The following is a 26,144-nucleotide window of genomic DNA, read 5'->3' as shown; positions in this document are numbered from 1 at the left end:
CACGATGGCACGGTGATCACCGCGACGACCCCGAAAGGCGAACGGCGTCGCCAGGCTTTGATAGCCGCCGCTGCCGAGCTGTTGCTCGAAGGCGGATTCGAGGCGGTGCGGCATCGTTCGGTTGCGACGCGCGCTGATCTGCCTCTGGCGTCGACCACCTACTACTTCGAATCGCTGGACGACCTCATCGCGCGAGCGGTCGAGTTCAGCGGCAACGCCGAGTTGGACGCGATGCGCAGGCGCGTCGGCGAGGTGAGCCACCGCCGCCGCGGCGCGGAGGCCACCGTCGACCTGGTGCTCGACCTGCTGGTGGGCAGCGACGGGGCCGACGAGGGCGCGCGCGGGCAGCTCATCGCCCGCTACGAGCGATCGGTCGCGTCGGCGCGGCACCCGGAGCTACGCGAAGTCCAGCTACGGCTGCGGGCCCAGCTGGACGAGCTGCTGGCCGACGTGCTGCGCCGATCCGACCGGATGGTGCGGCCGGAACAGTTGCGCCGACTCGTCGCGGTGGTGGACGGAGCCGTGGTCGCCGCGCTCACCGAGATGGACCCGGAGCCCCGGCGGATGGCTCGCGGCGCGCTACTGGAAGTGATCGACATCGTCGCGCCCCCGGCGCGGTCGGCGCCTCCGGAGGCGGCGGCCTACGCGGCTGCGGACAGCCCCGTGCGTGCCACGCCCCAGCAAGTGGATCGTTACCGAGCACTAGACTGACCGGACGTGAGCATCGTCCCCAATGTCCTCGCCACCCGCTACGCCAGTCCCGGGCTGGTGCATCTGTGGTCGCCGGAGCACAAAGTCGTACTCGAGCGGCGGTTGTGGCTGGAGGTGCTGCGGGCACAGGCCGAGCTGGGCGTCGACGTGCCCGACGGGGTGATCGCCGACTACGAGCGGGCGCTCGACGAGGTGGATCTGTCCTCCATCGCCGAACGCGAGCGGGTCACCCGACACGACGTGAAGGCGCGCATCGAGGAGTTCAACGCGCTGGCCGGGCACGAGCACGTGCACAAGGGCATGACCAGCCGCGACCTCACCGAGAACGTGGAGCAGCTGCAGATCCGGCTCTCGCTCGAGCACGTGCACGCGCACGGCGTCGCGATCGCCGCGCGACTGGCCGAGCGCGCCGCGGAATACCAGGCGTTGGTGATGGCGGGCCGCTCGCACAACGTCGCGGCGCAGGCCACCACCCTCGGCAAGCGGTTCGCCTCCGCGGCCGACGAATTGCTGATCGCGCTCACCAGGCTGCGCGAGCTGATCGACCGCTACCCGCTGCGCGGGATCAAGGGCCCGATGGGCACCGCGCAGGACATGCTCGACCTGCTCGGCGGCGACCCGGCCAAGCTCGCCCGGCTGGAGCAGCAGGTCGCCCGGCACCTGGGTTTCGCGACCGTGCTCACCAGCGTCGGCCAGGTCTACCCGCGCTCGCTGGATCACGATGTGCTGTCCACGCTGGTGCAAGTGGGCGCGGGCCCGTCCTCGTTCGCGCACACCATCCGGCTCATGGCCGGGCACGAGCTGGTCACCGAGGGTTTCCAGCCCGGGCAGGTGGGCAGCTCGGCGATGCCGCACAAGATGAACACCCGCTCCTGCGAACGGGTCAACGGTCTGCAAGTGGTGCTGCGCGGTTACGCCTCGATGGCGGCCGAGCTGGCCGGTGCGCAGTGGAACGAGGGCGACGTGTTCTGCTCGGTGGTCCGCCGCGTCGCGCTGCCGGACGCGTTCTTCGCCATCGACGGGATGATGGAGACCTTCCTCACCGTGCTGGCCGAGTTCGGCGCCTACCCGGCGGTGATCGCCCGCGAACTGGACCGATACCTGCCGTTCCTCGCCACCACCCGCATCCTCATGGCAGCCGTCCGGACCGGTGTCGGCCGCGAGACCGCGCACGAGGTGATCAAGGAGCACGCCGTCGCGGTCGCCTTGGCCATGCGCGAGCAGGGCCGCGAACCCGACCTCCTGGACCGCCTCGCCGCCGACCCGCGCCTCCCGCTCGACCGCCCCGCCCTCGACGCGGCGCTGTCCGACAAGTCCGTCTTCGTCGGCGCCGCCGAAGCCCAGGTCGCCGACGTGATCGGCCAGGTGCAGAAACTCGTCGACCGGTACCCGGACGCGGCCCGATACTCGCCGTCACCGATCCTCTAGCGGACTGCGCCTTTCGCGGCGAAATCCTTCGTCGCGCGGGCGGGAACCGGAAGGGATTGCGTAGCACGAAGAGACAGACGACCGCATAGGCTGCGAGTCGTGAATCCCTACACGATTTTCGCCGATATCGTTGCCGGGCGGGCGCCGTCGAGCAAGGTCTACGAGGACGACGATGTCGTGGCGTTCATGGACATTCGGCCCATGACGCCGGGGCATCTGCTGGTGGTGCCGAAGGTGGCGGCGCGCAGTCTTGCGGAGCTCGATCCGGTCGTCGGGGGGAAGTTGTTCCAGGTGGGGCAGCGGCTCGCGGCGGCGTTGCGGGCCAGTGAGGTGGGGTGCGACGGGGTGAATTTCTTTCTGGCGGATGGAGTTACCGCCGGGCAAGAGGTATTCCACGTCCACTTGCACGTGATCCCGCGTACTCCGGGCGACGGGTTCGGCTTGCGCGGCCGCCCGACCAGTCCGCGGCGGGAGGATCTGGACTACCTGGCCTCCTCGATCCGCGGCGCGCTGGACTGAGCTCGCCGCCGCTCGGCTCATGGTCGGCGATCATCGCCGAGGCGTCATCGATCGGCGCGGTGATGTCCCGGCCTCTCGGGTTTTCGCGGGACGCGAGGAATCGGCCGCGCCCGCGTTTCCCGTAGCGACGAGTCAGTCGCGCACCAGTTCGGCCGCGGTCCAGTTCGGATAGTCGCTGTAGCCCTCGGCGGTGCGGCCGTACAGGTATTCCTCGCGGATGGGAGCCAGCGGCAGGTCATGCCGAATGCGGTGCACGAGATCGGGATTCGAGATGAACTGCCTGCCGAAGGAAACCAGGTCGGCGTGACCGGCGCGCAGCACCTGTTCCGCGCCCGCCGCCGTGGTCGGCTCGCGATTCTCGCCGATGTTCGCGATGAGCGTGCCGTGCCAGCGCGGCCGCAGGTCGGCCAGCGCCGGGTAGCGGTCGTTGTCGGTCAGGTGCAGGTAGGCCAACTCGCGCCGATCGAGTTCGCTGACGAGTGCGCGGTAGAGCGGGGCCGGGTCCGCCTCGTACATGTTGAACTGGGGATTGCCCGGCGAGAGCCGGATGGCGGTGCGGTGCGCGCCGATGGCCTCGCTCACCGCGTCCACTACCGCGAGAGGCAGCCGCATGCGGTTGGCGATCGAACCGCCGTATTCGTCGTCGCGCAGGTTGGTGTTGTCGGCGAGGAATTGGTGCAGCAGATAGCTGTTCGCGCCGTGGATCTCGACGCCGTCGAAGCCCGCTGCCACGGCATTGCGCGCGGCGGCGGCGTAGTGCTCGATCGTGGCCTCGATATCCGCGCGATCGAGTGCGGCGGGAGTGATCGGATCGGCCTTGCCGCCGTCGATCAGGTGCACTCTGTCGTCGTCCAGCACCGCCGACGGTCCGGCGGGCCGGGATCCATCGATCCGGGCGAGCGGATGACCCTTGCGCCCGCCGTGCATGAGCTGCGCGAAGATCCGTCCGCCGCGCGTGTGCACCGCCTCGGTGACCCGGCGCCACGCCGCGACGTGCGCGGGCGTCTGCAAGCCGGGCACCCACGCTTCGCTCTGGCCGGTCGAATGCGGCCAGATGCCCTCGGTGACGATGAGTCCCGCCGTGGCGCGCTGGGCGTAGTAGGCGGCGACGTCGCCGGTCGGCGAGCCGTCGGGCAGCGAACGCAGCCGGGTCATCGGCGCCATGACGATCCGGTTGGGGAGGTCGAGCGGGTGGTTGCGGTATTCGGTCAACAGCAGCATGGCTGTACCGTAAAACCTGACATTGATGTTAGGTCAAGGAGCGATGGTGCGGATCGGTGAACTCGCCGAGCGGACCGGCGTGAGCGTCCGGTCGCTGCGGTACTACGAGACCAAGGGACTGCTGGCCTCGGAGCGGACCTCCGGCGGGCAGCGAGAGTACGCGGAGACGGCGGTCGACCGCGTCCGGCGCATCCAGCAGATGTTCGCCGCCGGCCTGCACAGCGACACGATCGGCGAACTGCTGCCGTGCATCCACGACGTCGACGGCACGCCCAACGCCAGGGCGACGCCGTTCCTGGTGGAAAAGCTCACCGAGGAGCGCGCCAGGATCGATCAGGCGATGCGCGATCTGCGCCGGACCGGTGACGTGCTCGACGGCATCATCCAGGCGGCGGGCGGCGAGGCATCCGAACAGTAGGGTGGACGCCATGGCTCTCGACAGCGGAACGATCTCCGAACCCGGTAGCGGCGCGGTGGCGCCGCCGGTCGCCAAGACGGTGCCCACCGAGCGGGTGCACCACGGCGACGTGTTCGTCGACGAGTACGAGTGGCTGCGGGACAAGGACAACCCCGACGTCATCGCCTACCTGGAGGCGGAGAACGCTTACACCGAGGCGCAGACCGAGCACCTGAGCACGCTGCGCGAGACGATCTTCGACGAGATCAAAGCGCGCACGCAGGAGACCGATCTGTCGGTGCCAACCCGGCTGGGCGACTACTGGTACTACTCGCGCAGCTTCGAGGGCAAGCAGTACGGCGTGCACTGCCGGTGCCCGATCGCGGCGGGCGCCGAAGGCATCGACGCGTGGACTCCGCCGCAGCTGAACGCCGAGACCGAGGTGCAGGGCGAAGAGGTGCTGCTCGACAGCAACGAACTGGCCGAAGGACACGATTTCTTCTCGCTCGGCGCGTTCTCGATCAGCCATGACGGCACGCTGCTCGCCTACTCGGTGGACAACGTCGGTGACGAGCGGTACGTGCTGCGCTTCAAGGACCTGCGCACCGGCGAACTGCTCGGCGACGAGATCGCGGGCACCGCTCCGGGCGCGACCTGGTCGCTGGACGGTAGCCACGTCTTCTATCAGACCGTCGACGAGTCGTGGCGGCCCGATACGGTGTGGCGGCACCGGCTCGGCGCCACCGATCCCGACGTCAAAGTGTTCCACGAACCCGACGAGCGCTATTGGGTCAGCATCGGCGCGAGCCGCTCGGAGAAATACCTGATGATCTGGGTCGGCTCCAAGATCACCAGCGAGGGCTGGGTCCTCGAGTCCGACGATCCCGAGGGCGAGTTCCGTGTGCTGCTGCCGCGCCGCGAGGGCGTCGAGTACTCCGCCGAGCACGCGGTGATCGGCGGCGAGCACCGCTTCCTGATCCTGCACAACGACGTGGTCGACGGCCTCAAGGCGGAGAACTTCGTGCTCGCCGAGGCGCCGGTGGACGACCCGTCGAACCTCACCCAGCTGATCGGCCATCGCGAGGACGTGCGGCTGGAGGATATCGACGCGTTCCGCGACCACCTGGTGCTCAGCTACCGGCGCGAGGCGCTCACCCGGATCGCGGTGTGGCCGCTGACCGACTCCGGTTACGGCGAGCGCCGGGAACTCGACTTCGATCTGGAACTCTTCGCGGTCGGCGTCGGCTCCAACCCGGAGTGGGCGCAGCCGACCCTGCGCATCGGTGTGACCTCGTTCATCACGCCGATGCAGGTGTTCGACTACGTCCCGGTCACCGGTGAGCTGCTGTTGCGCAAGGAACAGCCCGTGCTCGGCGGCTACGACGCGAACGAGTACGAGCAGCACCGGGATTGGGCCGTGGCCGAGGACGGCACCCGGATTCCGATCTCGCTCGTGCGGAAGAAGACGACGGCCGAGGGGCCGAAGCCGCTGCTGCTGTACGGCTACGGCTCCTACGAGGCGAGCATCGACCCGTCCTTCTCGGTTGCCCGATTGTCGCTGCTGGATCGCGGCATGGTCTTCGCGGTCGCGCACGTGCGCGGCGGCGGCGAGATGGGCAGGCTCTGGTACGAGCACGGCAAGACGCTCACCAAGAAGAACACCTTCACCGACTTCGTCTCCGCCGCACGGCATCTCGTCGACACCGGGGTCACGGCCCCGGACCGGTTGATCGCCGACGGCGGCAGTGCGGGCGGCTTGCTGGTCGGCGCGGTGGCGAACCTGGCCCCCGAACTGTTCACGGGCATTCTGGCGAACGTCCCGTTCGTCGATCCGCTCACCTCCATCCTCGATCCGTCGCTCCCGCTCACCGTGATCGAGTGGGACGAATGGGGGAATCCGCTCGCCGACGAGGACGTCTACGCGTACATGAAGTCCTACTCGCCGTACGAGAACGTCGAAGCCAAGGACTATCCGGCGATCCTGGCCATCACCAGCCTGAACGACACCCGCGTGCTCTACGTCGAGCCCGCGAAGTGGATCGCCAAGCTGCGCGCCACCGCGACCGGTGATGCGCCGCTGTTGCTGAAGACGGAGATGAGCGCGGGCCACGGCGGGGTCAGCGGGCGCTACGAGAAATGGCGGGAAGTGGCCTTCGAGCACGCTTGGATTCTGGACACGCTCGGTCTCGCAGGCGCGTAGCGCACCGGCGCGCCGACGCCCGCCATCCGGTGGCATCGGCACGCCGACCGCGGGGCGACCACTCGGCACAGGCGTGGCGGAGTGTTCGCCACGTGGTCATACACTCTGCACATCACGGACACGTGCGGCTGGCACCGTGGGGTCATGAACGCTGAGTTGATCGTGTCGATTTCCGGGATCAGGGACACCACCCGGGACACGGCGATCGAATTCGCCGAAGAGATGGATCGGCGCGGCGTGCCGCTCTCGCTGCTGGTCGCGCCGCGGCTGAAGGGCAAATACCGGCTGCTGGAGGATCCCGCGACGCAGGCCTGGCTGCGCGGCAGGCGGGCTCGCGGCGACGCGATCGTGCTACACGGCTACGACCAGGCGGCCACCAAGCGGCGGCGCGCCGAGTTCGCCACGCTGCCCGGACACGAGGCGCGGCTGCGGCTGACCGCGGCGGACCGGGTGCTGGAGCAGGCCGACCTGCGCACCCGGCTGTTCGCCGCTCCCCGCTGGGATGCCTCGACGGGGGCGCTCGAGGCGCTGCCAGGAGCCGGTTTCCGGCTGGCGCTCGGCCTCACGTCGATCGTCGACCTGGAGCGCAACACGGCGCAGAAGGCCAGGGTGTACGGCATCGGCGAGGGTTTCCGCGCGGAACCGTGGTGGTGCCGCGCCCTGGTCATGGGCGCCGCGCGCACCGCCCGTCGCGGCGGGTTGCTGCGGCTGGCCGTGTCCGCCGCACAGCTGGGGCGGTCCGGCCCGCGCCAAGCCGTGCTCGACGCCGTCGACCTCGCGCTGTTCCACGGTGCGGTGGGCGCCACCTACCGGTGGGAGCCCTTCGCGGCGGCTCGGGCCGCATGACTGACGCCGCGGGCGACGGTGGGTCGGCTCCATCGCCCGCGGCCGGTCGGGACCGCCTTCGCGCGACCGATCGGCGCCGCCGCCCGCGAATGGCGTAGCCGGGCGGCGGCGCTGTCAGGACGCGGCGATCGACGGCTTCGCTACGGCGGGCGCAGCGTCGTGTGTGAAGCCGCCCGCCTCGGCGCGCGTGAGCGAGGTCGAGAACGGCCGCTGCCGCAGCTGCCGCATGCAGCGGTCGAGGTCCGCGAGCAGCAGGTCGGCCATGTCGATGGTGAAGCCGTGGCGCAGCACCGCCCGCATCACCGTCTCGTCGTTCCGGTCGGCGGGCAGCGGATAGGCGGCGATCAGCCAGCCTCGGGAACGCAGCCGGTCGGACAGGTCGTAGAGGTTGAAGCCGGGATCGCCGGTCAGGCGCCAGCACACCGCCGTGATGCCGCGTTGCGGGTCGCCGTCGTGGATCAGTTCGAAGACCCCGAGCCCGCGCACTCCCGCGGCCAAGTGCTGCGCCGCGCGGTAGATCGCGGACTGCACCCGCGCGTAGCCGGTGCGCCCCAGCCGGATGAACTGGTAGTACTGCGTGATCGCCTGCCCGCCGGGCCGGGAGAAGTTCAGGTTGAAGGTGGCCATGCTGCCGCCGAGGTAGTCGACGTCGAAGATCAACTCCTCCGGCAGGTCGTCGGCTTCGCGCCAGATCGCCCAGCCCGCGCCGAGTGGGGCCAACCCGGTCTTGTGGCCGGAGGCGTTGATCGACTTGACCCTGGGCAGCCGGAAATCCCAGACCAGATCCGGTGCGGCGAACGGGGCCAGGAAGCCGCCGCTGGCCGCGTCGACGTGAATGGGGATGTCCAGGCCCTTCTCGCGCTGCAAGGCATCGAGCGCCGCGCTGATCCCGGCCACATCCTCGAACAGGCCGGTGTAGGTCTGCCCGAAGGTGGGCACGACCATCATGGTGTTCGCGTCGCAGTACTGGGCGAGGTCGTCGGGGTGCATGGTGAGCCGCTCGCCACGTAGCGGGATCTGGCGGATCTCGACATCGAAATAGCGCGCGAATTTCTCCCAGCACACCTGCACCGGTCCACAGACGAAGTTGGGTGTCCCCGTGCCGCCGCGCTTGCGCCAGCGGAATTTCGCCGCCAAGCCGCCGAGCATGGCCGCCTCGCTGGATCCGGTGGTCGAGGTGCCGTGCGTGACGGCCGGATCCGGCGCGTGCCACAGATCGGCGACCATCCGGACGGCTCGGCGCTCCAGCTCGGCGGTCTGCGGATACTCGTCCTTGTCGACGATGTTCTTGTCCAGGCATTCGGACATCAGCCTGCGCGCCTGGTCGTCCACCCAGGTGGTGCAGAACGTGGCCAGGTTCATCCTGGAGACGCCGTCGAGCATCAGTTCGTCGTGCACGATCTCGTAGGCGACCTGAGGGAACATCTCGTGCGCGGGGAATCCGGACCGGGGCGCGGACCGGCTGAGCCCCGGCAGGGCGAACAGGTCATCGGCTGCTTCGGACATGAGAACGGCCTCCCGATTAGACGTTGTGCGGGTGTGCCTGCCGAGGATGCCGACAGTTAGCCAACGCCCTCGACGCTCAGCTTGGCACACCCTTTCCACCATCGGGCGCACTTCCCGCTTCCGCGTGCGGACCGTCCGAACACCCGGCAGGCGGCGCGAACTCCGCCCGAGGAACGGGGGATAGGGTGGGGGAATGGCGGAGGATGTGCGGGTGGCGGAATTGCGCGGTGCCGTGGCCGGATTGATGGACCAGGCGAAAACCGATTTGGCGCAGCTTGTTTCGTTTCAATCGGTGGCCGATCCACGGCAGTATCCGATCGAGGAGTGCGACATGGCGGCCCAGTGGGTGGCGGACGCGTTCGTCGCCGCCGGGCTGACCACGGTCGGCTTACACGAAACGCCGGACGGCACCAAGGCGGTCGTCGCGTCCCGGCCCGCCCCCGACGGCGCGCCCACGGTGTTGCTCTACTGTCACTACGACGTTCAGCCCCCGATGGACGAGGCGGCGTGGCGCACCCCGCCGTGGGAACTGACCGAGCGCGACGGGCGCTGGTACGGACGCGGCAGCGCCGACTGCAAGGGCAACATCGTCATGCACCTGACGGCGTTGCGTGCGCTCGGCCCGGATCTGCCGTTGGGGGTGACCGTCGTCGCCGAAGGTTCCGAGGAGCAGAGCACCGGAGGACTGGAGCGCTTCGTCGAGGCCAATCCGGAACTGCTGCGCGCGGACGCGATCGTGGTCGGCGACTGCGGCAACTTCGCCGCCGGTGTGCCGACCCTGACCCAGACGTTGCGCGGCGGCGTGAACGTGGTGGTCACCATCGAAACGCTGGCCAGCCCTTTGCATTCCGGCATGTTCGGCGGCCCCGCCCCGGACGCGCTGGCCGCGCTGATCCGCTTGCTGGCCTCGCTGCGCGACGAGCGGGGCAACACCACCATCGACGGGTTGTCGAACGATCAGGTCTGGCCGGGGGTCCAGTACCCGAGCGAGCAGTTCCACGCCGACGCGCGCGTCCTGCGCGACGTCGAACTCATCGGTGACGGCACTGTCGCCGACATGCTCTGGGCGCGACCGGCGCTGACCGTGCTCGGCATCGACGCGCCGCCGGTGGTCGGATCGGCCGCCGCGATCCCCGCGACCGCGCGGGCCCGCCTCAACCTGCGTATTCCGCCTGGCACCGACCCGGAAGACGCGTACCAGGCGCTGCTCGCGCATCTCGAGGCCAACACGCCGTGGCGCGCCAGGCTGACCGTCGAGCTGGAAGGCACCGCAGCGCCGTTCCGTTCCTCGACCGGCGGGCCCGCGCGCGCCGCGATGGAAGCGGCGCTGGCCGCGTCCTACGGCCGCCCGGCGACCACCCAGGGGCAGGGCGGCTCGATTCCGCTGTGCAACGTCTTCGCCACCACCTATCCGGACGCGGAGATCATGCTGATGGGTGTCGAGGAGCCGAAGTCCTTGATCCACGCGCCCAACGAGAGCGTGGATCCGAAGGAGATCGAACACATGGCGCTGGCCGAGGCGATATTCCTCGCCACCTACGCCGGGTAGCGCTACAGATCGGTGTCTTTCTCCGCCTCGAGCACCCGGAATTCGGTTCCGGCCGGGGCCATCTCCGACAGCCTGCCGAAATAGATGCCCTGCGCCTCCTCCCGGATGATGCCGTAGTGGATGGGCAGCGCGACACGCGGAGCGACCGCGCGGAGGTAATCGACGGCTTCGCTGATCCGCATCCAGGGCGCGGCGGCCGGTGCGGCGAGCACGCCGACCGGGACCGGGGGCACCCACAGCGAGTCGCCGGGGTGGACGAGCTGGGCCGGGTCGTCGGCGGTGCCCAGCTGGAAGACGGTGTTGTCGATCACGGGGATCTCCGGATGGATGACCGCGTGCCTGCCCCCGCCGCCGGTGATCCGGAGATCGCCGAGGGTCAGCACGTTGCCCGCGTGCACCGCCTCCCACCGTTCGCCGCGCTGCTCGGCGGTCTGCGGGTCCGACAGCAACCGTGCGCCGGGGTTCGCGTCGATCAGCGCCTCGATCCGGTTCGGGTCGATGTGGTCGGGATGCTGATGGGTGACCGCGATCGCGTCCAGGCCGGTGAGGCCCTCGAAGCCGTGCGAGAAGGTGCCCGGATCGAACAGGATCTTCTTGCCGTGCAGCTCGACGAGGAGGCAGGAATGACCGAAGTGGGCTATGCGCATGCCGCCATGCTAACCACGCCGGGTGTGTTCTCCACGACAGCGCCACGGTCTCGGCCGACCCCGCGGATGACGCACGCGACCAGCACAACTACGCTGCTGAGGTAACCCCCCAACCACATGAGGAGCAACGCGTGGCACGAGTCGTGGTCGAGGTGATGCCGAAGGCCGAGATCCTGGATCCGCAGGGGCAGGCCATCGTCGGCGCACTCCCGCGTCTGGGATTCGAGGGCATCTCGGACGTGCGGCAGGGCAAGCGATTCGAACTCGACGTCGACGACAGCGTCGACGACGCGGCGCTCGAGCAGATCGCCGAATCGCTGTTGTGCAACACGGTGATCGAGGAGTGGAAGGTGGTTCGCGTCTCATGACCGCGCGCATCGGGGTCATCACGTTCCCCGGCACGCTCGACGACATCGACGCGGCCAGGGCGGTGCGTCTGGCCGGCGCCGAGGCGGTCGACCTGTGGCATGCCGACGCCGACCTGAAGGGCGTCGACGCGGTGATCGTGCCCGGCGGCTTCTCCTACGGCGACTACCTGCGTGCGGGCGCCATCGCCCGTTTCGCCCCGGTGATGGGCGAGGTCGTGCGAGCGGCGGGCTCCGGGCTGCCGGTGCTCGGCATCTGCAACGGCTTCCAGGTGCTGTGCGAGGCCGGCCTGCTGCCCGGCGCGCTGACCCGCAACGAGGGGCTGCACTTCATCTGCCGCGACGAGTGGCTCACCGTGGAGTCGGCGTCGACCGCGTGGACCTCCCGCTTCGAGACAGGCGCGCAGATCCTCGTCCCGCTCAAGTCCGGGGAGGGGCGCTACCAGGCGTCGGAGGCCGTGCTGGACCAGCTCGAAGGCGAGGGCCGCGTGGTCTTCCGCTACGCGAGCGACAACCCGAACGGCTCGCAGCGTGGTATCGCGGGTATCGCCTCGGCCAACGGTCGCGTCGTCGGCCTGATGCCGCATCCCGAACATGCCACCGAGCCGCTGACCGGCCCCAGCGACGACGGGCTCGGCCTGTTCCTCTCGGTGCTGGACACGCTGGTCGGGGTGTGATCGTCCCGCGGCGTCGGGTCAGCTGATCCGGTCGACGATCTCGAAGTCGACGCCGTTCGCGCGGGCGATGTAGCCGTGCTGAATCGCCTGATTGCCTCGGAAACCCCTGATTCCGGAAGGGGTTTCGAGGTGCAGGCCGTGGTCGAGGGCGTCGAGGATCTCCGGCACCTCCAGTGATCCGACCGTCCGCGCGAGCGCGCCCAGCGTGTGGACGGCTTCGTAGGTGGCGTTGCTGAAGCTGGTCAGCGCGGGAGCGAACGCGCCGTGCCGCGCGCGATAGCGGGTCATCCGGTCGCGTCCGTCGGACATACGGTCGTCGAGGAAGAAGCTGGACGCCACGAAGAAGTCGTGGTTCGCCTCCGCTCCCGCTGCCAACAGCACGTTTTCGTCGGCGGCCGGACTCACCCGCAACTGCGTCGCGGCACGGCCACTGGCCGCGTACTGCCGGTTGAAGCGGGCGACATCGGCGCCGACCATCAGGATCACCACGGCGTCGGCCAAGTCCAGCGCCGGATGGGCGAGGAAGTCCGCGAAATCCGCGTATCCCAGTGGCACATACCTTTCCAGCACGATCGCGGCCGGGTCGGACAGGCTTTCCCGAATCGCCTTGGCGGACCGGCGCGGCCAGATGTAGTCGTTGCCGATGACGGCCCAGCGTCGCACGCCGTACTCGCGTTCGAGCCAGTGCACGGCGGCCACGGTCTGTCCGGCCGGGTGCTCGCCGAGCATCAGCACGCCGGGTAGCTCGTCGGTCAGTCCCTCGTGGCTGGTGGCGTACAGGTACGGCACCCGGCCCGCACCGGCTCGCGCCACGGCCCGCCGCACCGCGGAGGTGTGCCAGCCGGTGATGGCGTGCACCATGCCGGTGGCCAGCAGGGCGGAGACCTCGGCGGCCACCTCGTGCGGCGACCGTCCCCCGTCGATATTCGTAGTACGAATTTCCCGCCCTAGAATTCCCGCGCCTCGGTTGATTTCGTCGACCGCGAGCGATATCGCCGCATCGCAGGACGGCGCGACGATACCGCCAGGTCCCTGCCGTGGCACTATGTTCAGGACCTCGATCGTGCCGTCGGGGCTCTCGATCGGCGTCGACATTCGGTACTCTTCTTCTCGTTCGAACGGAATTCACGGCAGGCGGGAAATAATGACGTCCATTGTAAGCGGAAATTCGACGCTGCATGGCGCGCTGCGTGCCGCGGAGCGCGGTTGGGTACGGCATTTGGACGCGGCGCTGTGCGCCAGGCAGCTCTCGCCGGATCAGTGGTCGATGCTGTCGAATCTGTGCGGCGACGCGGGTATCACGATGACCGAGCTGGCGGCCAAATCGCAGCTCGCGCCGTCCTCTGCCACCAGGCATGCCGACTATCTGGCCGAGCGCGGCCTGATCTTCCGGCTCGCCGCGCAGGACGATCGGCGCCGCATCCTGATCGGCCTGAGCAGGCTCGGCGCCGACTTGGTCGGCGAGGTGCGCGCGGAGGAGGCGCGCGCCGAGCAGGAGTTGCGCGGGCGAATCGGCGCACGCCGATATACCGAACTCATGCGATTGCTCGACCTGGTTTCCATCGCCTCGGAGTAAATACTCAAGCGTACCGGACATTCGTCCGATGAATGCCGCGTACGTCCGATTCGTGATCGGTCGCCGGACCATTCTTGCCCTTATGTTGTGGGATGAATCGACGGGCGCCTCGAGCTGATCTCGGTGCGGCTATAACGGCATAGTCCGCACCGTTTCGGACGGTATTCGCCACGCGTGCCCAGCGACCGGGACACGCCGGTCGCGCCCCGCTTGCCTAGGATCGCAGGCATGCCCGTCTCCACCACCGCAGCCACGGCCGCCGGGCTGTGCGCGTTCATCGATGCGTCCCCGTCGCCGTTCCACGTCTGCCGCACGGTCGCCGCGGAATTGGACGCGCGCGGGTTCACCCGGCTCGCCGAGTCGCAGACCTGGTCTGCGGAGAGCCCGGGCAGGCATTACGTGATTCGCGGTGGGTCGCTGGTCGCCTGGGCGGCGGGGGACACCGCGGCCGCGACGGGGTTCCGCGTGGTCGGAGCGCACACCGACAGTCCCAACCTGCGCGTCAAGCAGCATCCCGACCTGACCTCGGCGGGCTGGCAGCTGGTCGGGCTGGAGCCCTACGGCGGTGCGTGGCTGAACTCGTGGCTCGACCGGGAGCTGGGTGTTTCCGGTCGGCTGAGCGTGCGGGACGGAAACACGATGCGCGAGCGCCTGGTTCGCATCGATGAGCCGATCCTGCGGGTGCCGCAGCTGGCCATCCATCTGTCCGAGGACCGTAGGGGTGTGACGCTGGATCCGCAGCGGCACGTCAACGCGGTGTGGGGCGCGGGGTACGAGGCGGCCGCCTTCATCGATTTCGTGGCCGACTGGGCCGAGGTCGATCCGGGCGACGTGCTCGGCTGGGAGCTGATGACCCACGACCTGACGCCGAGCAGGCTGATCGGGCGGGACCAGGACTTGGTCAGCGCGCCGCGACTGGACAACCAGGGCACCTGCTTCGCGGGCTTGCAGGCGTTCCTGGCCGCGATCGAGGAGCCGGGCGCGGCCGTCCCGGTGCTGGCCATGTTCGACCACGAGGAGGTCGGCAGTCAGTCCGACCGCGGCGCGCAGTCCGATCTGCTGCCCGCGGTGCTGGAGCGGATCGTGCTCGCGCGCGGCGGCGGCCGCGCCGAATATCTCGCCGCACTGGCCGGTTCGGTGTGCGCGTCCGGCGACATGGCGCACGCGACGCACCCGAACTATCCGGAGCGGCACGAGCCCGCGCACCGGATCGAGGTGAACGGCGGGCCGGTGCTGAAGGTCAACCAGAATCTGCGCTATGCCACGGACTCCACCGGCGCGGGCGCGTTCGCGCTGGCCTGCGCGCAGGCCGCGGTCCCGTTGCAGCGTTACGTCCATCGCGCCGACCTGCCCTGTGGCTCCACCATCGGGCCGATGACCGCGGCGCGTACCGGCATGTCGACCGTCGACGTCGGTGCGCCCCAGCTGGCGATGCATTCGGCGCGCGAGCTGATGGGCGCGTTCGACGTTCCGGCCTACGCCGCCGCGCTGGCCGCCTTCCTCACGCCCGAGACCACCGGGCGATAGGTGAACACCGCGACGACGAACACGGCGAAAGTGGCGAGCACGTAATTGCTTCCGATGATCTGCTGCCACCAGGCCCAGTCCAGCTCGCGGTCGCGCGAGTGCGGCAGCAGCCAGTGCGGGCCGACCAGGAACAGCGCGGCGGCGACCGTGACCACGCCGATCGCCCGCGGGCTGCGCGCACCGCGCACCATGAGGTCGGCGGCGACGACCAGTGCGGGCGCGATCCACACCCAGTGATGCGACCACGACACCGGCGAGACCAGCAGCACCGCCGCGGCGTTCACCAGCAGCGCCGCCACGGTGGCGCCCGCCTCGATCAGCCTGCGCATCCACACCGCGGCCAGCGCGACCGCCAGCACCGACAAGGTGATCCACACCAGTGTGGCCGCCGTGTCGCCGATGCCGAGGCGGAAGGCCATGCCTTTGATGGACTGGTTGCCCGCGAAGTAAGGAGGTCCGATCCGGCCGGTGTCGGCGAGGGTGTGGAACCAATAGTCCACGGAATCGCCGGGGAACAGCAGGAATCCGAGACCCACCGCCGCGATCGCGGAGACCACCAGTGTGCCCGCGGCTTTCCAGTCCTTGCGCAGCACGAAGTACAGCAGATAACCGGCGGGGATCAGCTTCACCGACACCGCGATGCCGATCAGCATGCCGCGCGGCCAGAAAGGCTTGCGCGCCAGGCAGTCCAGTGTGATCGCGGCCATCAGCACCAGGTTGATCTGGCCGAAGCCGAAGGTCTGGCGGATGGGTTCGAAGAACTGCGCCACCGCGACCGCGCCGATGACCAGCGTGAGCAGGATCGGGCGCGACAGCTCGGGCCGCAGGCGGGTCAGCACCAGCCACAGCGAGATGCCAAGGCTGACTACATTGGTGACGACCACCAGCACCTCGGCGGCGACCAGCGGCATCAGGGCCAGCGGCGCGAAGAACAACGCGGCCAAGGGTGGATAGGTGAACGGCAGTCCGATTCCCTCGACCGGCGGCATCGGGCCGTACAGGTCGCCGTCGTCCAGCCAGACCCGGGCGCCGTTGCGATACACCTGGAGGTCGATGTAGCCGTGCCACCAGTGCGCGAGCAGTGAGACGATCGCCGACACCGCGAACAACGCGATCGCAGCAATCAGCCAGCGTACTTGCGGGGTCAGTGGGTTCGGCGACGCGTGACCGGATGTGGTCCCCGATCCGCCGCTGCCGGTCGGCGCGGCATCCGAGGTGACCGATCTCTCACCCGGATTCGCGACCCCCGATCCTTCGTTCACGGGCCCAGAGTAGCCGGTGCGCATGGTCGGTACCCAGTGCCTCTAGACTTACACGTAGGCATCTCGCCGCCGCCCAGTGACAACGCTCGTCGCTTCGCTGAGCTCGCCCACCCCGCCGGCTCCGCCGGCTTGCCGACCCCCATGCCCGGCCGAAAGGACCCTGGTACTCCGTGACTCCGCAGGTCGACACCGTCAGCGCAGCCGCAGCAAACCCCGACGTGGCGCAACCCTACAAAGAACTCGGCCTCAAAGACGACGAGTACGCCCGCATCAAGGAGATCCTCGGTCGCAGGCCGACCGACGCCGAGCTGGCGATGTACTCGGTGATGTGGAGCGAACACTGCTCCTACAAGTCCTCCAAGGTGCACCTGCGCTACTTCGGCCAGACCACCACCGACGAGATGCGCGAATCCATGCTCGCGGGCATCGGCGAGAACGCGGGCGTCGTCGACGTGGGTGACGGCTGGGCGGTCACCTTCAAGGTGGAGAGCCACAATCACCCCTCCTACGTGGAGCCGTACCAGGGCGCGGCCACCGGCGTCGGCGGCATCGTGCGCGACATCATGGCGATGGGCGCGCGCCCGATCGCGGTGATGGACCAGCTGCGCTTCGGCGCGGCGGACGCGGCCGACACCCGTCGCGTGGTGGACGGCGTGGTGCGCGGTGTCGGCGGCTACGGCAACTCGCTCGGCCTGCCGAACGTCGGCGGCGAGACCGTGTTCGACGCCTCCTATCAGGGCAACCCGCTGGTGAACGCGCTGTGCGCCGGCGTGATGCGAGTCGAGGACCTGCACTTGGCCTTCGCCTCCGGCACCGGCAACAAGATCGTGCTGTTCGGCGCGCGCACCGGCCTGGACGGCATCGGCGGCGTCTCGGTGCTGGCCTCGGACACCTTCTCCGGCGACGAATCCGGCTCCGGCCGCAAGAAGCTGCCGTCGGTGCAGGTGGGCGACCCGTTCACCGAGAAGGTGCTCATCGAGTGCTGTCTAGAGCTGTACGCGGCGAAGCTGGTGGTGGGCATCCAGGACCTCGGCGGCGCCGGATTGTCCTGTGCCACATCCGAACTCGCGGCGGCCGGCGACGGCGGCATGCACATCGAGCTGGACAAGGTGCCGCTGCGCGCGACCGGCATGACGCCCGCCGAAGTGCTCTCCAGCGAATCGCAGGAGCGCATGTGCGCGGTCGTCACTCCCGAGAACGTGGACGCGTTCATGGCCGTGTGCCGCAAGTGGGACGTGCTGGCCACGGTGATCGGCGAGGTCACCGACGGTGACCGGCTGGTGGTCACCTGGCACGGCGAGACGGTGGTCGACGTGCCGCCGCGCACCGTCGCGCACGAGGGTCCGGTGTACGAGCGCCCGGTCGCGCGCCCCGACGAGCAGGACGCGCTGATCGCCGACACCCCGGACCGGCTCGCCCGTCCGAAAACCGCCGACGAACTGCGCGCGACGCTGCTGCGGATGATCTCCAGCCCGCAGCTGTGCAGCCGCAAGTGGATCACCGAGCAGTACGACCGCTACGTGCGCGGCAACACCGTGCTGGCCGATCAGGCCGACGCGGGCGTCATCCGGATCGATGAGGAGACCGGCCGAGGCATCGCGCTGGCCACCGACGCGTCCGGCCGCTACACCAAGCTGGACCCCTATGCCGGTGCGCAGCTCGCGCTGGCCGAGGCCTACCGCAACGTGGCCAGCACCGGTGCCACGCCGAAGGCGGTCACCAACTGCCTGAACTTCGGTTCGCCCGAGGATCCCGGGGTGATGTGGCAGTTCCAGCAGGCGGTGCGCGGCCTGGCCGACGGTTGCGTGGCGCTCGGCATCCCGGTCACCGGCGGCAACGTCAGCTTCTACAACCAGACCGGCCAGACGGCGATCCTGCCGACCCCGGTGGTCGGCGTGCTCGGCGTGATCGACGACGTGCACCGCCGCATCCCGACCGGGATCGGCCTGGAGCCGGGCGAGACGCTGATCCTGCTCGGCGAGACCCGCGACGAGTTCGGCGGGTCGATCTGGTCGCAGGTGGCGCACGACCATCTCGGCGGCGTCCCGCCGAAGGTCGACTTCGCCCGCGAACAGCTGCTCGCCGAGGTGCTGACCGCCGGTTCGCGCGACGGCATGATCAGCGCCGCGCACGACCTGTCCGAGGGCGGTCTCGCTCAAGCTGTCGTCGAAGCGGCGCTCGCCGGTGAGACCGGTTGCCGCATCCTGCTTCCCGAGGACGCGGATCCGTTCGTCACGCTGTTCTCCGAGTCGGCGGGCCGTGTGCTGGTCGCGGTTCCCCGCTCGGAGGAGACCAGGTTCACCCGCATGTGCACCGCGCGCGAACTGCCGTGGGTGCGCATCGGCGTGGTCGATCAGGGCTCGGATTCGGTCGAGGTGCAGGGCCAGTTCTCGATCACCATGGACGAGTTGCGGACCGCGCACGAGGGCACGCTGCCGAAGCTGTTCGGCGCCGGAACCGTCTGACGAGACGCCCACCTGGGCGGGCCTGAACCCCTCGTTACCGGGCCCGCCCAGGTGCGCGTACTCAGGCGACGGAATTGAACGGATCGTGCTCGGAGAGCAGCTTCTCCATCCGCGCCTGATCGATGCGACCGTGAACGGTCGCCGCCTCGTGCTGGTCGCGCACCACTTTCGCCAGCGTGAAGGTGCTGGTCACCAGGAAGAACACGGACATACCGAGGAATCCGCGCTGCCAGACGTCCAGCGGGAGCGCGTAGATCCCGATGCCGATGCCGACGAAACTGATGCCGAAGGCGATCGCGGCCTGTGCGACGTAAGCGGCGCTGGCTTTCTGCGCCGCGGTCGTTGTGCTCATGGACCAAAGTTTCCGGATGGCGCGACCCGCGCACCCGTGTACAACTACTCGAGCGAAATGGGTAGTTGCCATCCGCGCGAACGCGTCCGATCACGGGGTCGCGCAGGGTGTGATCCGCGTCGTGCGCGCCCGCGTCACGGTGGGCGACGCGCCGGGCCGTCGGTGGCGACCGCCATACTGATCGAATGCTGGAGACCGCGGGGACCATGCGGAAACTGCGCACGCGCGCGGTCGCGGTGATCCGGCGCGTCGAGGACGTCATCGACCTCAATTACGTCGGCTTGGTGGTGGCGACGGTGTTCTTCGCGCTGTCGGTGACGCCGTCGCTGCTGCCGCGCGACTGGCTGTTCCAGGGGCTGATCAGCGGGATCAATGCCGCCATCGGATACGGCGCCGGCTGTTTGCTGGAGTGGCTGTTCCGGCTGTGGGTGCGGCCGCGGCTGAAGATCGCGCCGCCGCCGACGTGGGCGCGTTACGCCGTCAAGTCCGCCGTGCTGCTCACCGCCGCGCTGAGCGCCGCGCTGATGCTGGTGCAGTCGGCGCGCTGGCAGCGGGAGATCACGGCGTTGATGGGCATGGCGGGCACCACCACGCCCGCCTATCTGCGCACCGGACTGCTGAGCATGGCGGTCGGCGCCGCGGCGGTCGCGGTCTACCGGACCGTGCGCGAGTTCATCCTGTTCCTGGCCCGCCTGCTCAACCGGTGGGTGAAGGTGCCCCGCGAACTCGCTCCGGCCGCCGGATTCCTGGTGCTGGTGGTGCTGGCGGTGACGATCTTCAACGGTGTCGCCACGCAAGCGTTCTTCGCGGTGGCCAACTCCGCGTTCAGCGTGCGCAACGACCACACCTCGGTGAACGCGGTGCAGCCACAGCAACCGGAGCGCTCCGGCAGCCCCGCCTCGCTGGCCAAATGGGAGACCCTCGGATTCGAGGGGCGCTGGTTCGTCTCGCACGGACCCACCGCGAGCCACATCACCTCGCTCACCGGCCGCCCGGCCAAGGAGCCCGTCCGGGCCTACGTCGGTCTGGAGTCGGTGGATGGGAACCAGGAACCGGCCGAGCTGGCGGTGTCCGAGCTCGAGCGAACCGGTGCGTTCGACCGGAAGGCGCTCGTGGTGGTCACCACCACGGGGACCGGATGGGTGAACTCGCTGGCCGCGTCCGCGCTCGAGTACATGTACGACGGCGACACCGCGATCGTCGCCACCCAGTACTCGTATCTGCCCAGCGTGCTGTCCTTCCTGGCCGACCGGAGCAAGGCCGCCGCGGCGGGCAGGGATCTGTTCGACGCGGTGTACCAGCATTGGACCGCGCGTCCGCCGCAGGCACGACCCAAATTGCTGGTGTACGGGGAGAGCCTCGGTTCGCAGGGTTCCGAGGCGGCGTTCGACGGTCTGGCCGATCTGCGCGCCAAGGTCGACGGCGCGCTGTGGGTCGGCCCGCCCAATTCCAACCGGCTGTGGCAGCAGTTCGTCGCCCGCCGCGATCCGGGCTCCCGTGAGGTGGAGCCGCTGTACGCCGACGGGCTGGTGGTCCGGTTCGCCTCCGACAGCGGTGACCTGGCGCGCCCGTCGTCGGAATGGCGGCCGCCGCGCATCGCGTATCTGCAGCACGCGTCCGATCCCATCGTCTGGTGGTCGCCGGATCTGATCTTCTCGCGGCCGGATTGGCTGTCGGAGCCGCGCGGTTCGGACGTCTCCTCCCAGATGCGCTGGTGGCCGTTCGTCACCTTCTGGCAGGTGGCCGCCGATCTGACCAATGCGCAGGGCGTCACCGACGGGCACGGACACCGCTACGGCAGCCTGGTCCTGGACGGCTGGGCCGCCATCGCCGCGCCACCGGACTGGACCGCCGAGCGTTCCGAGCGGATCCGGGTCGAAGTCGAGGCCGCGGAGGAATTCGAGCGGAAGATCAAGTGAGCCAGGAACGGGCCGTGCGAACCATGGCGGCCGTTGCCGTTCCGTTGTTCTGGAGCAACGCGGTCCTGCCCCGCCTCCGTCTCGGCATCCGCGGACGAACCGCCGCCAATGCCGGTTTCGCCACCGCCTACGCGGTCGCGCTGCGCGCGGAACCTGGCCGGTGGTCGAAGAGCGGCGTGCGCTGCGGGCTGCTCGCCGCGTCGGTCGTCGTGGCCGGTTACGCAGCGGCCCTTGCCGTTCCGTCGCTGCGATGGCAACTGGCCGAACTCGCTGAACGGGCGCCCGCTGTGTCGACGCAGGAGTGGGTGGCTGTGCACATTCCTCTCGGGACTGTCTACAGCGAGGAACTCGTCTTCCGCGGCACGCTGGATCCCATGCTGGACCGCCTTTTCGGTCCGCGAGCCGGTGCATTGGTCGGCGCGACGACCTTCGGACTCTGGCACATCACTCCCGCGCGGGCCGTGGGCGACAGTGTTCCCGCCACTGTGGCGGTGACTACGGCGGGCGGACTCGTGTTCGGTTTGCTGCGCCGCCGCACCGCGGGCACCGCCGCCCCCGCGCTGCTGCATCTCGCCATGAACGCGGGCGGAGCGATCGCTCCGCGCCTGGCCCGCCACTTCCCGGGTTCCGCGCGTGCGATGCGGGTGGCACGTTCGGACCTCGGGACAACTGTGGATGAATTCGCAACTCCGGCTTCGGATATACCGCGAGCCCGTTGACGGGGCGGCCGACGCCGGGCACCGCGCCGCCGCCGTCCCGAAGCCGCGCCGACACCGTCGTGTCGACCGCCCTCGCCGAAGCACGGCTGAGGTCGATCACGGGCGCGAGGCGTACGGAGCGCGAAGTAGGGTCGGGCAGGTGGCAGGACGAGGCACGGTAGACCCCGCGCAGACGCGGGCAGCGGTGGCGGTGGTGAGCGAATGGTTGCGTGACGAGTCGGTCGACGCGCCCGCGCGCGCCGAACTCGCGGCGGCTGTGCGTACCACGGCGCGCTCGCTGGCGGCCTCCGCGCCCGGGCACTCGGTCGAGGTCCGGGTGCCGCCGTTCGTCGCGGTGCAGTGCGTCGAGGGCCCGCGGCACACCCGGGGTACACCGCCGAACGTCGTGGAGACCGACCCGCGTACCTGGCTGCTACTGGCCACCGGACTGCTCGAGTTCGACGACGCGCTCGACTCCGGCGCGGTGAGCGCGTCCGGCACCCGCGCGGCCGAGATCACGCACTGGCTGCCGATCGTCCGAGTCGACTGAGACCGAGCCGATCGTTGCGGCGCGGACAGTTCACGCCCGGACGATGTTGCGGCGCTCCAGCCCCTTGCGGTCGTAGAAGCGGGTGACCGACGCGCCGAAGATCAGCCCGATCGCGAGCCCGAGGACCGCCATCCACACACCACGCGTGAGCCCCGCCTCGAAATCGGCGTCGAAGTACAGGATCGACCGCACACCCAGGAACACCTGGTGCATGGGTTCGAAGGAGGCGAGCCAGCCGAAATATCGCGGCGTCGCCTCGATCGGCACGGTGCCGCCCGAGGACGGCAGGCCGAGGATGACGAACAGGATGAGGTTCACCAGCAGGCCCGCCGAGCCGATCGCCGCCAGCATGGACAGCCCGGTCACGCCGACGGCGATCATGGCGAGCGCGCTGTAGAGGTACAGGGCCAGCGGATTGCCGATCGGCATGTCCAGCAGTTCGCCCACGACGAGGAACACTCCGGCGACGATGTTCGCCGCCAGCACGAACACGCCCCACTTGATCAGCAGCGTCTTGAACCGCGAGATCGGCGTGGGCGGGTAGTGCACGTACCACGGGCCGTACTCGGTGGGCACGAAACCGAGCTGCGCATCGATCATGGTGTGGATGACCATCGCGCCGACCACGCCGGCCAGCAGCAGCAACAGGGCGTAGAAGAACGCGGTCAGGCCCTGGCCGCTACCGTGCGGCAGCGGGTGGTACTGCTGCTGCACCACCTCGATCGGCGACGCAAGCGCCACCCTGGTCGCGCCGGTCAGTTCGGGTGCGGGCGGACCGCCAGGACGCGGGGCCAGCTGCGCGTTCACCTGGTCGAGCAACTGCTTGCCGACCTGCTTGTTCACCTCGGTCAGCGCCTCGTTGCCGACCCGCAGCACGATCTGCGTGCCGAACGCGCCCGCGCGCGGGTTGGTCTGCACCGTGATGATCGGGCGCGGGATGTCACCGGGTATGACACTGCCCACACCCAGATTGCCGAGCTGCTTGCTGAAATCGCTCGGGATGACGATCGCGCCGTAGACCTGTCCGGACTGCATCTGCCGCTCGGACTCGTTGATGCTGAGCACGCGCAGGTCGACCTTGTCCGACGGCACTCCGGCGGCCAGCGCCTTGGTGATCTGATCGCCGAAATTGACCTTCTGCTCGGCGCTCCCGCTGCCGATGGTGTCGCCGACATCCTGGTTCACCAGGGCGATCGGGAAGTCGTGCAGGTTCTTCTCCGGATCGACGACATAGTCGAGGTACATGATGCCCAGCAGCGCGGTGAGCAGGCTCAACACCGCGATGGGAAACAGCACCATCCGAGGCCATGGCCTGCGCACCGGCCCCGTCGTGCCCGCGTCGTCCGTAGTCGTCACGGTCCGCACCGTAACAGCCGAAGGCGTCGCGGCGACCCCGCTTCGGTCACCTGGAATTGCTGCTCGGATGCGGCGGCGGTGCGCGGGCACCGCCGCGGCATCCGTAGAATGAAATCTGCCCCCAGCCCGCCCGAACAGGGAGCAAACGGTGACCAACGCCGAACTGCCGGTCCAGAGCATTTCCGCCGCCTCGTGTCCCACCCCGGACGTCGACGAGAACGAGCCGCGCGAGGAGTGCGGAGTCTTCGGAGTCTGGGCGCCGAGCGAAGAAGTGGCGAAACTCACGTATTACGGGCTTTATGCTCTGCAGCACCGTGGCCAGGAGGCGGCGGGCATCGCGGTGTCGGACGGCTCGCAGATCCTCGTGTTCAAGGATCTCGGACTGGTCAGCCAGGTGTTCGACGAGCAGACGCTGGCGGCCATGCCGGGTCACATCGCCGTCGGTCACTGTCGCTACTCCACAACGGGCGGGGTGACCTGGGAGAACGCTCAGCCCATCTTCCGCACCACCGCGGTGGGCTCCGGACTTGCCCTGGGGCACAACGGCAATCTGGTCAACACCGCCGAATTGGCCGGCCGTGCACGGGAACTCGGCCTGCTCGCCTCCGTCCGGGGCGGGCGCCCGCAGCCCGCCGCGGCGACCTCCGACTCCGACGTGGTCACCGCGCTGCTCGCGCACGCCGCCGCCGACTCCAGCATCGAGCGGGCCGCGATGGAACTGCTGCCCACCCTGAAGGGCGCGTTCTGCCTGACCTTCATGGACGAGCACACCCTCTACGCCGCGCGCGACCCGCACGGCGTGCGCCCGCTGTGCCTGGGCAGGCTGGAGCGTGGCTGGGTCGTTGCCAGTGAGACCGCCGCGCTGGACATCGTCGGGGCCGCCTTCGTCCGAGAGATCGAACCCGGCGAATTGCTGGCGATCGATGCCGACGGCGTGCGCTCGATGCGCTTCGCCAACCCCGAGCCCAAGGGCTGCGTCTTCGAATACGTGTACCTGGCGCGGCCGGACAGCACCATCGCGGGCCGGTCGGTGCACGCCACCCGGGTGGAGATCGGCCGTCGCCTGGCGAAGGAGCACCCGGTCGACGCCGATCTGGTGATTCCGGTTCCCGAATCCGGCACACCGGCCGCCGTCGGTTACGCGCAGGGGTCGGGCGTGCCCTACGGCCAGGGCCTGATGAAGAACGCCTACGTCGGCCGCACGTTCATCCAGCCCAGCCAGACCATCCGTCAGCTCGGCATCCGGCTCAAGCTCAATCCGCTGCGCGAGGTCATCCGCGGCAAGCGCCTGATCGTCGTGGACGACTCGATCGTGCGTGGCAACACCCAGCGCGCGCTGATCCGGATGTTGCGCGAGGCGGGCGCGTTGGAGATCCACGTGCGGATCGCCTCGCCGCCGGTGAAGTGGCCCTGTTTCTACGGCATCGACTTCGCCTCGCGGGCGGAACTGATCGCCAACGGAGCGGGCACCGAGGGCGACGTCGCGGACATGGTCGAGGGCGTGCGCCGGTCGATCGGCGCCGATACCCTCGGCTACATCTCGCTCGACGGCATGATCGCCGCCACCGAACAGCCGCGCTCGCGGCTGTGCGCCGCGTGCTTCGACGGCAACTATCCGATCCCGCTGCCCACCGAGGCCGCGATCGGGAAAAACGTGCTCGAGGGCATGCTCACCGGTCAGACCGAGGCCGAGCTGCTGGGCGACAACGCGAATGCGAGCGCGCTGAGCCGTCCGTGACGCGGGACGTCGCTCGGGATCCGCGTAGCCGAACTCGCTCACCGCGTGCCGCACAATGAGCGCATGGATGCGAAGTACGCCGCCGCGCTGGAGCCCGTGCGTCGGGATCTGGCCGCTACCTGCGCTGTCCAGCCCATCGTGGTCGAGGAGACGCACCAGGGCATGGACTGGGTGATGTTCTACGAGCCCGACGGTAGCGGCGCCGGGATCGGACCGCTGGTCGGCGACGACTACGCGGAGCAGGTGGCGTATCTCGCCGACAAGGCGCACGAGTGGGCGGTAGAGGCGTTGTGGACGGCGGGCGAGTCACCGGTGTGGCCGGTGTGCCCGAGACATCCGAACACTCATCCGCTGGCGGCGGGCGTGAGCGGCGGGGTGGCGGTGTGGTCGTGTCCGAGGACACGTGCGATGGTGGCGCCAATAGGGCAGTTGGGAGTCAGTGTGCCGTGACCCCGCACGTCGTTGACCATCACGAACCACCGCTGAGGTTCGGGCCAGTCGCGCTGCTGGCGCGAACGCGATGCGCTGCTGATGCTGTTCGCTGTCTCGCGCGGTGATGTGGCCTGCTCGAGACATCACGCCGTGCACCGTCCGGCGATTCTGGACGTACGACCGGTTTTTCGGGCCGGTCGTAG

The 26,144-nt window shown here is 69.3% G+C and carries 24 protein-coding genes; 17 read left to right on the top strand and 7 right to left on the bottom strand.

Annotated features, from left to right (window positions below; translation table 11 throughout):
* Nucleotides 1–12: 12 nt before the first annotated feature.
* The 3 genes from ACWESM_RS06425 to ACWESM_RS06415 all read left to right on the top strand — a co-directional run bounded on the left by ACWESM_RS06425 (nt 13) and on the right by ACWESM_RS06415 (nt 2,658).
* Nucleotides 13–711: a TetR/AcrR family transcriptional regulator gene (locus ACWESM_RS06425; protein ID WP_355076926.1), complete on the top strand. Its 699-nt coding sequence runs from the start codon at nt 13–15 to the stop codon at nt 709–711.
* Nucleotides 712–717: 6 nt separating this feature from the next.
* Nucleotides 718–2,139, top strand: a complete 1,422-nt coding sequence (purB, locus tag ACWESM_RS06420; RefSeq protein WP_356963650.1) for an adenylosuccinate lyase — start codon at nt 718–720, stop codon at nt 2,137–2,139.
* Nucleotides 2,140–2,238: 99 nt separating this feature from the next.
* Entirely contained in the window at nt 2,239–2,658 is a 420-nt protein-coding gene (locus ACWESM_RS06415) for an HIT family protein (RefSeq protein WP_364425079.1), read from the top strand.
* Between the two features lie 132 nt (nt 2,659–2,790).
* On the opposite strand, the gene ACWESM_RS06410 is transcribed toward ACWESM_RS06415, so the two are convergent.
* Nucleotides 2,791–3,879 carry an alkene reductase gene (locus tag ACWESM_RS06410; protein ID WP_452491063.1) on the bottom strand — a complete coding sequence of 363 codons (1,089 nt, stop codon included), beginning with the start codon at nt 3,877–3,879 and terminating at the stop codon, nt 2,791–2,793.
* Between the two features lie 46 nt (nt 3,880–3,925).
* Here ACWESM_RS06410 and ACWESM_RS06405 point away from each other — a divergent pair, with 46 nt between their 5' ends.
* The 3 genes from ACWESM_RS06405 to ACWESM_RS06395 all read left to right on the top strand — a co-directional run bounded on the left by ACWESM_RS06405 (nt 3,926) and on the right by ACWESM_RS06395 (nt 7,322).
* Entirely contained in the window at nt 3,926–4,297 is a 372-nt protein-coding gene (locus tag ACWESM_RS06405; RefSeq protein WP_364425075.1) for a MerR family transcriptional regulator, read from the top strand.
* A gap of 10 nt (nt 4,298–4,307) precedes the next feature.
* Nucleotides 4,308–6,476 carry a S9 family peptidase gene (locus ACWESM_RS06400; protein WP_452491062.1) on the top strand — a complete coding sequence of 723 codons (2,169 nt, stop codon included), beginning with the start codon at nt 4,308–4,310 and terminating at the stop codon, nt 6,474–6,476.
* Between the two features lie 144 nt (nt 6,477–6,620).
* Nucleotides 6,621–7,322, top strand: coding sequence for a DUF2334 domain-containing protein (locus ACWESM_RS06395; protein ID WP_364425072.1), 702 nt, complete (start codon nt 6,621–6,623; stop codon nt 7,320–7,322).
* A gap of 114 nt (nt 7,323–7,436) precedes the next feature.
* On the opposite strand, the gene ACWESM_RS06390 is transcribed toward ACWESM_RS06395, so the two are convergent.
* The gene (locus ACWESM_RS06390) at nt 7,437–8,828 is read right to left on the bottom strand and encodes a glutamate decarboxylase (protein WP_397275122.1); all 1,392 of its coding nucleotides are present in this window, start codon (nt 8,826–8,828) and stop codon (nt 7,437–7,439) included.
* A 193-nt stretch (nt 8,829–9,021) separates the two neighbouring features.
* On the opposite strand from ACWESM_RS06390, the gene ACWESM_RS06385 reads away from it, so the two are divergent.
* Nucleotides 9,022–10,377: a dipeptidase gene (locus tag ACWESM_RS06385; protein ID WP_356963655.1), complete on the top strand. Its 1,356-nt coding sequence runs from the start codon at nt 9,022–9,024 to the stop codon at nt 10,375–10,377.
* 2 nt (nt 10,378–10,379) lie between these two features.
* Here ACWESM_RS06385 and ACWESM_RS06380 read toward each other — a convergent pair whose 3' ends face one another.
* Complete coding sequence (locus ACWESM_RS06380) at nt 10,380–11,024, bottom strand: MBL fold metallo-hydrolase (RefSeq protein WP_356963656.1); 645 nt, start codon at nt 11,022–11,024, stop codon at nt 10,380–10,382.
* Between the two features lie 131 nt (nt 11,025–11,155).
* Here ACWESM_RS06380 and purS point away from each other — a divergent pair, with 131 nt between their 5' ends.
* Together purS and purQ are read left to right on the top strand one after the other, a co-directional pair.
* Nucleotides 11,156–11,392 carry a phosphoribosylformylglycinamidine synthase subunit PurS gene (gene purS / locus ACWESM_RS06375; RefSeq protein WP_195078153.1) on the top strand — a complete coding sequence of 79 codons (237 nt, stop codon included), beginning with the start codon at nt 11,156–11,158 and terminating at the stop codon, nt 11,390–11,392.
* Complete coding sequence (purQ, locus tag ACWESM_RS06370) at nt 11,389–12,066, top strand: phosphoribosylformylglycinamidine synthase subunit PurQ (RefSeq protein WP_379250406.1); 678 nt, start codon at nt 11,389–11,391, stop codon at nt 12,064–12,066. Before purS ends, purQ begins: the two co-directional genes overlap by 4 nt.
* A gap of 18 nt (nt 12,067–12,084) precedes the next feature.
* Here purQ and ACWESM_RS06365 read toward each other — a convergent pair whose 3' ends face one another.
* Nucleotides 12,085–13,161, bottom strand: coding sequence for a substrate-binding domain-containing protein (locus ACWESM_RS06365; RefSeq protein ID WP_355076945.1), 1,077 nt, complete (start codon nt 13,159–13,161; stop codon nt 12,085–12,087).
* Between the two features lie 49 nt (nt 13,162–13,210).
* Here ACWESM_RS06365 and ACWESM_RS06360 point away from each other — a divergent pair, with 49 nt between their 5' ends.
* Nucleotides 13,211–13,642 carry a MarR family winged helix-turn-helix transcriptional regulator gene (locus ACWESM_RS06360; RefSeq protein ID WP_355076947.1) on the top strand — a complete coding sequence of 144 codons (432 nt, stop codon included), beginning with the start codon at nt 13,211–13,213 and terminating at the stop codon, nt 13,640–13,642.
* A 228-nt stretch (nt 13,643–13,870) separates the two neighbouring features.
* Entirely contained in the window at nt 13,871–15,169 is a 1,299-nt protein-coding gene (locus ACWESM_RS06355) for a M18 family aminopeptidase (RefSeq protein WP_452491061.1), read from the top strand.
* Here ACWESM_RS06355 and ACWESM_RS06350 read toward each other — a convergent pair.
* Entirely contained in the window at nt 15,118–16,431 is a 1,314-nt protein-coding gene (locus ACWESM_RS06350; RefSeq protein WP_452491060.1) for a glycosyltransferase 87 family protein, read from the bottom strand. The genes ACWESM_RS06355 and ACWESM_RS06350 overlap by 52 nt on opposite strands.
* A gap of 170 nt (nt 16,432–16,601) precedes the next feature.
* Here ACWESM_RS06350 and purL point away from each other — a divergent pair, with 170 nt between their 5' ends.
* Nucleotides 16,602–18,896: a phosphoribosylformylglycinamidine synthase subunit PurL gene (gene purL, locus ACWESM_RS06345; protein ID WP_364425059.1), complete on the top strand. Its 2,295-nt coding sequence runs from the start codon at nt 16,602–16,604 to the stop codon at nt 18,894–18,896.
* Between the two features lie 61 nt (nt 18,897–18,957).
* Here purL and ACWESM_RS06340 read toward each other — a convergent pair whose 3' ends face one another.
* Nucleotides 18,958–19,248: a YiaA/YiaB family inner membrane protein gene (locus tag ACWESM_RS06340; RefSeq protein ID WP_355076953.1), complete on the bottom strand. Its 291-nt coding sequence runs from the start codon at nt 19,246–19,248 to the stop codon at nt 18,958–18,960.
* A 185-nt stretch (nt 19,249–19,433) separates the two neighbouring features.
* On the opposite strand from ACWESM_RS06340, the gene ACWESM_RS06335 reads away from it, so the two are divergent.
* The 3 genes from ACWESM_RS06335 to ACWESM_RS06325 all read left to right on the top strand — a co-directional run bounded on the left by ACWESM_RS06335 (nt 19,434) and on the right by ACWESM_RS06325 (nt 22,415).
* Nucleotides 19,434–21,167 carry an alpha/beta hydrolase gene (locus ACWESM_RS06335; protein WP_355076955.1) on the top strand — a complete coding sequence of 578 codons (1,734 nt, stop codon included), beginning with the start codon at nt 19,434–19,436 and terminating at the stop codon, nt 21,165–21,167.
* Nucleotides 21,164–21,886, top strand: a complete 723-nt coding sequence (locus ACWESM_RS06330) for a CPBP family intramembrane glutamic endopeptidase (RefSeq protein ID WP_452491059.1) — start codon at nt 21,164–21,166, stop codon at nt 21,884–21,886. The genes ACWESM_RS06335 and ACWESM_RS06330 overlap by 4 nt, the downstream gene beginning before the upstream one ends.
* Before the next feature lie 139 nt (nt 21,887–22,025).
* A complete protein-coding gene (locus ACWESM_RS06325) occupies nt 22,026–22,415 on the top strand; it encodes a sterol carrier family protein (protein WP_355076959.1) in 390 nt (129 codons plus the stop codon).
* 30 nt (nt 22,416–22,445) lie between these two features.
* Here ACWESM_RS06325 and ACWESM_RS06320 read toward each other — a convergent pair whose 3' ends face one another.
* On the bottom strand, nt 22,446–23,714 hold the full coding sequence (locus tag ACWESM_RS06320; RefSeq protein ID WP_355077058.1) for a YhgE/Pip domain-containing protein: 1,269 nt from the start codon (nt 23,712–23,714) through the stop codon (nt 22,446–22,448).
* Nucleotides 23,715–23,919: 205 nt separating this feature from the next.
* Here ACWESM_RS06320 and purF point away from each other — a divergent pair, with 205 nt between their 5' ends.
* Both purF and ACWESM_RS06310 read left to right on the top strand, forming a co-directional pair.
* The gene (purF, locus tag ACWESM_RS06315; protein ID WP_355076960.1) at nt 23,920–25,509 is read left to right on the top strand and encodes an amidophosphoribosyltransferase; all 1,590 of its coding nucleotides are present in this window, start codon (nt 23,920–23,922) and stop codon (nt 25,507–25,509) included.
* 63 nt (nt 25,510–25,572) lie between these two features.
* Nucleotides 25,573–25,959, top strand: coding sequence for a hypothetical protein (locus tag ACWESM_RS06310; protein WP_355076962.1), 387 nt, complete (start codon nt 25,573–25,575; stop codon nt 25,957–25,959).
* Nucleotides 25,960–26,144: the final 185 nt, after the last annotated feature.

It is taken from the genome of Nocardia sp. NPDC003999, assembly GCF_053604885.1.
The sequence above is the reverse complement of the archived record's forward strand: the minus strand, read 5'-3'. Positions and strand labels throughout refer to the sequence as shown.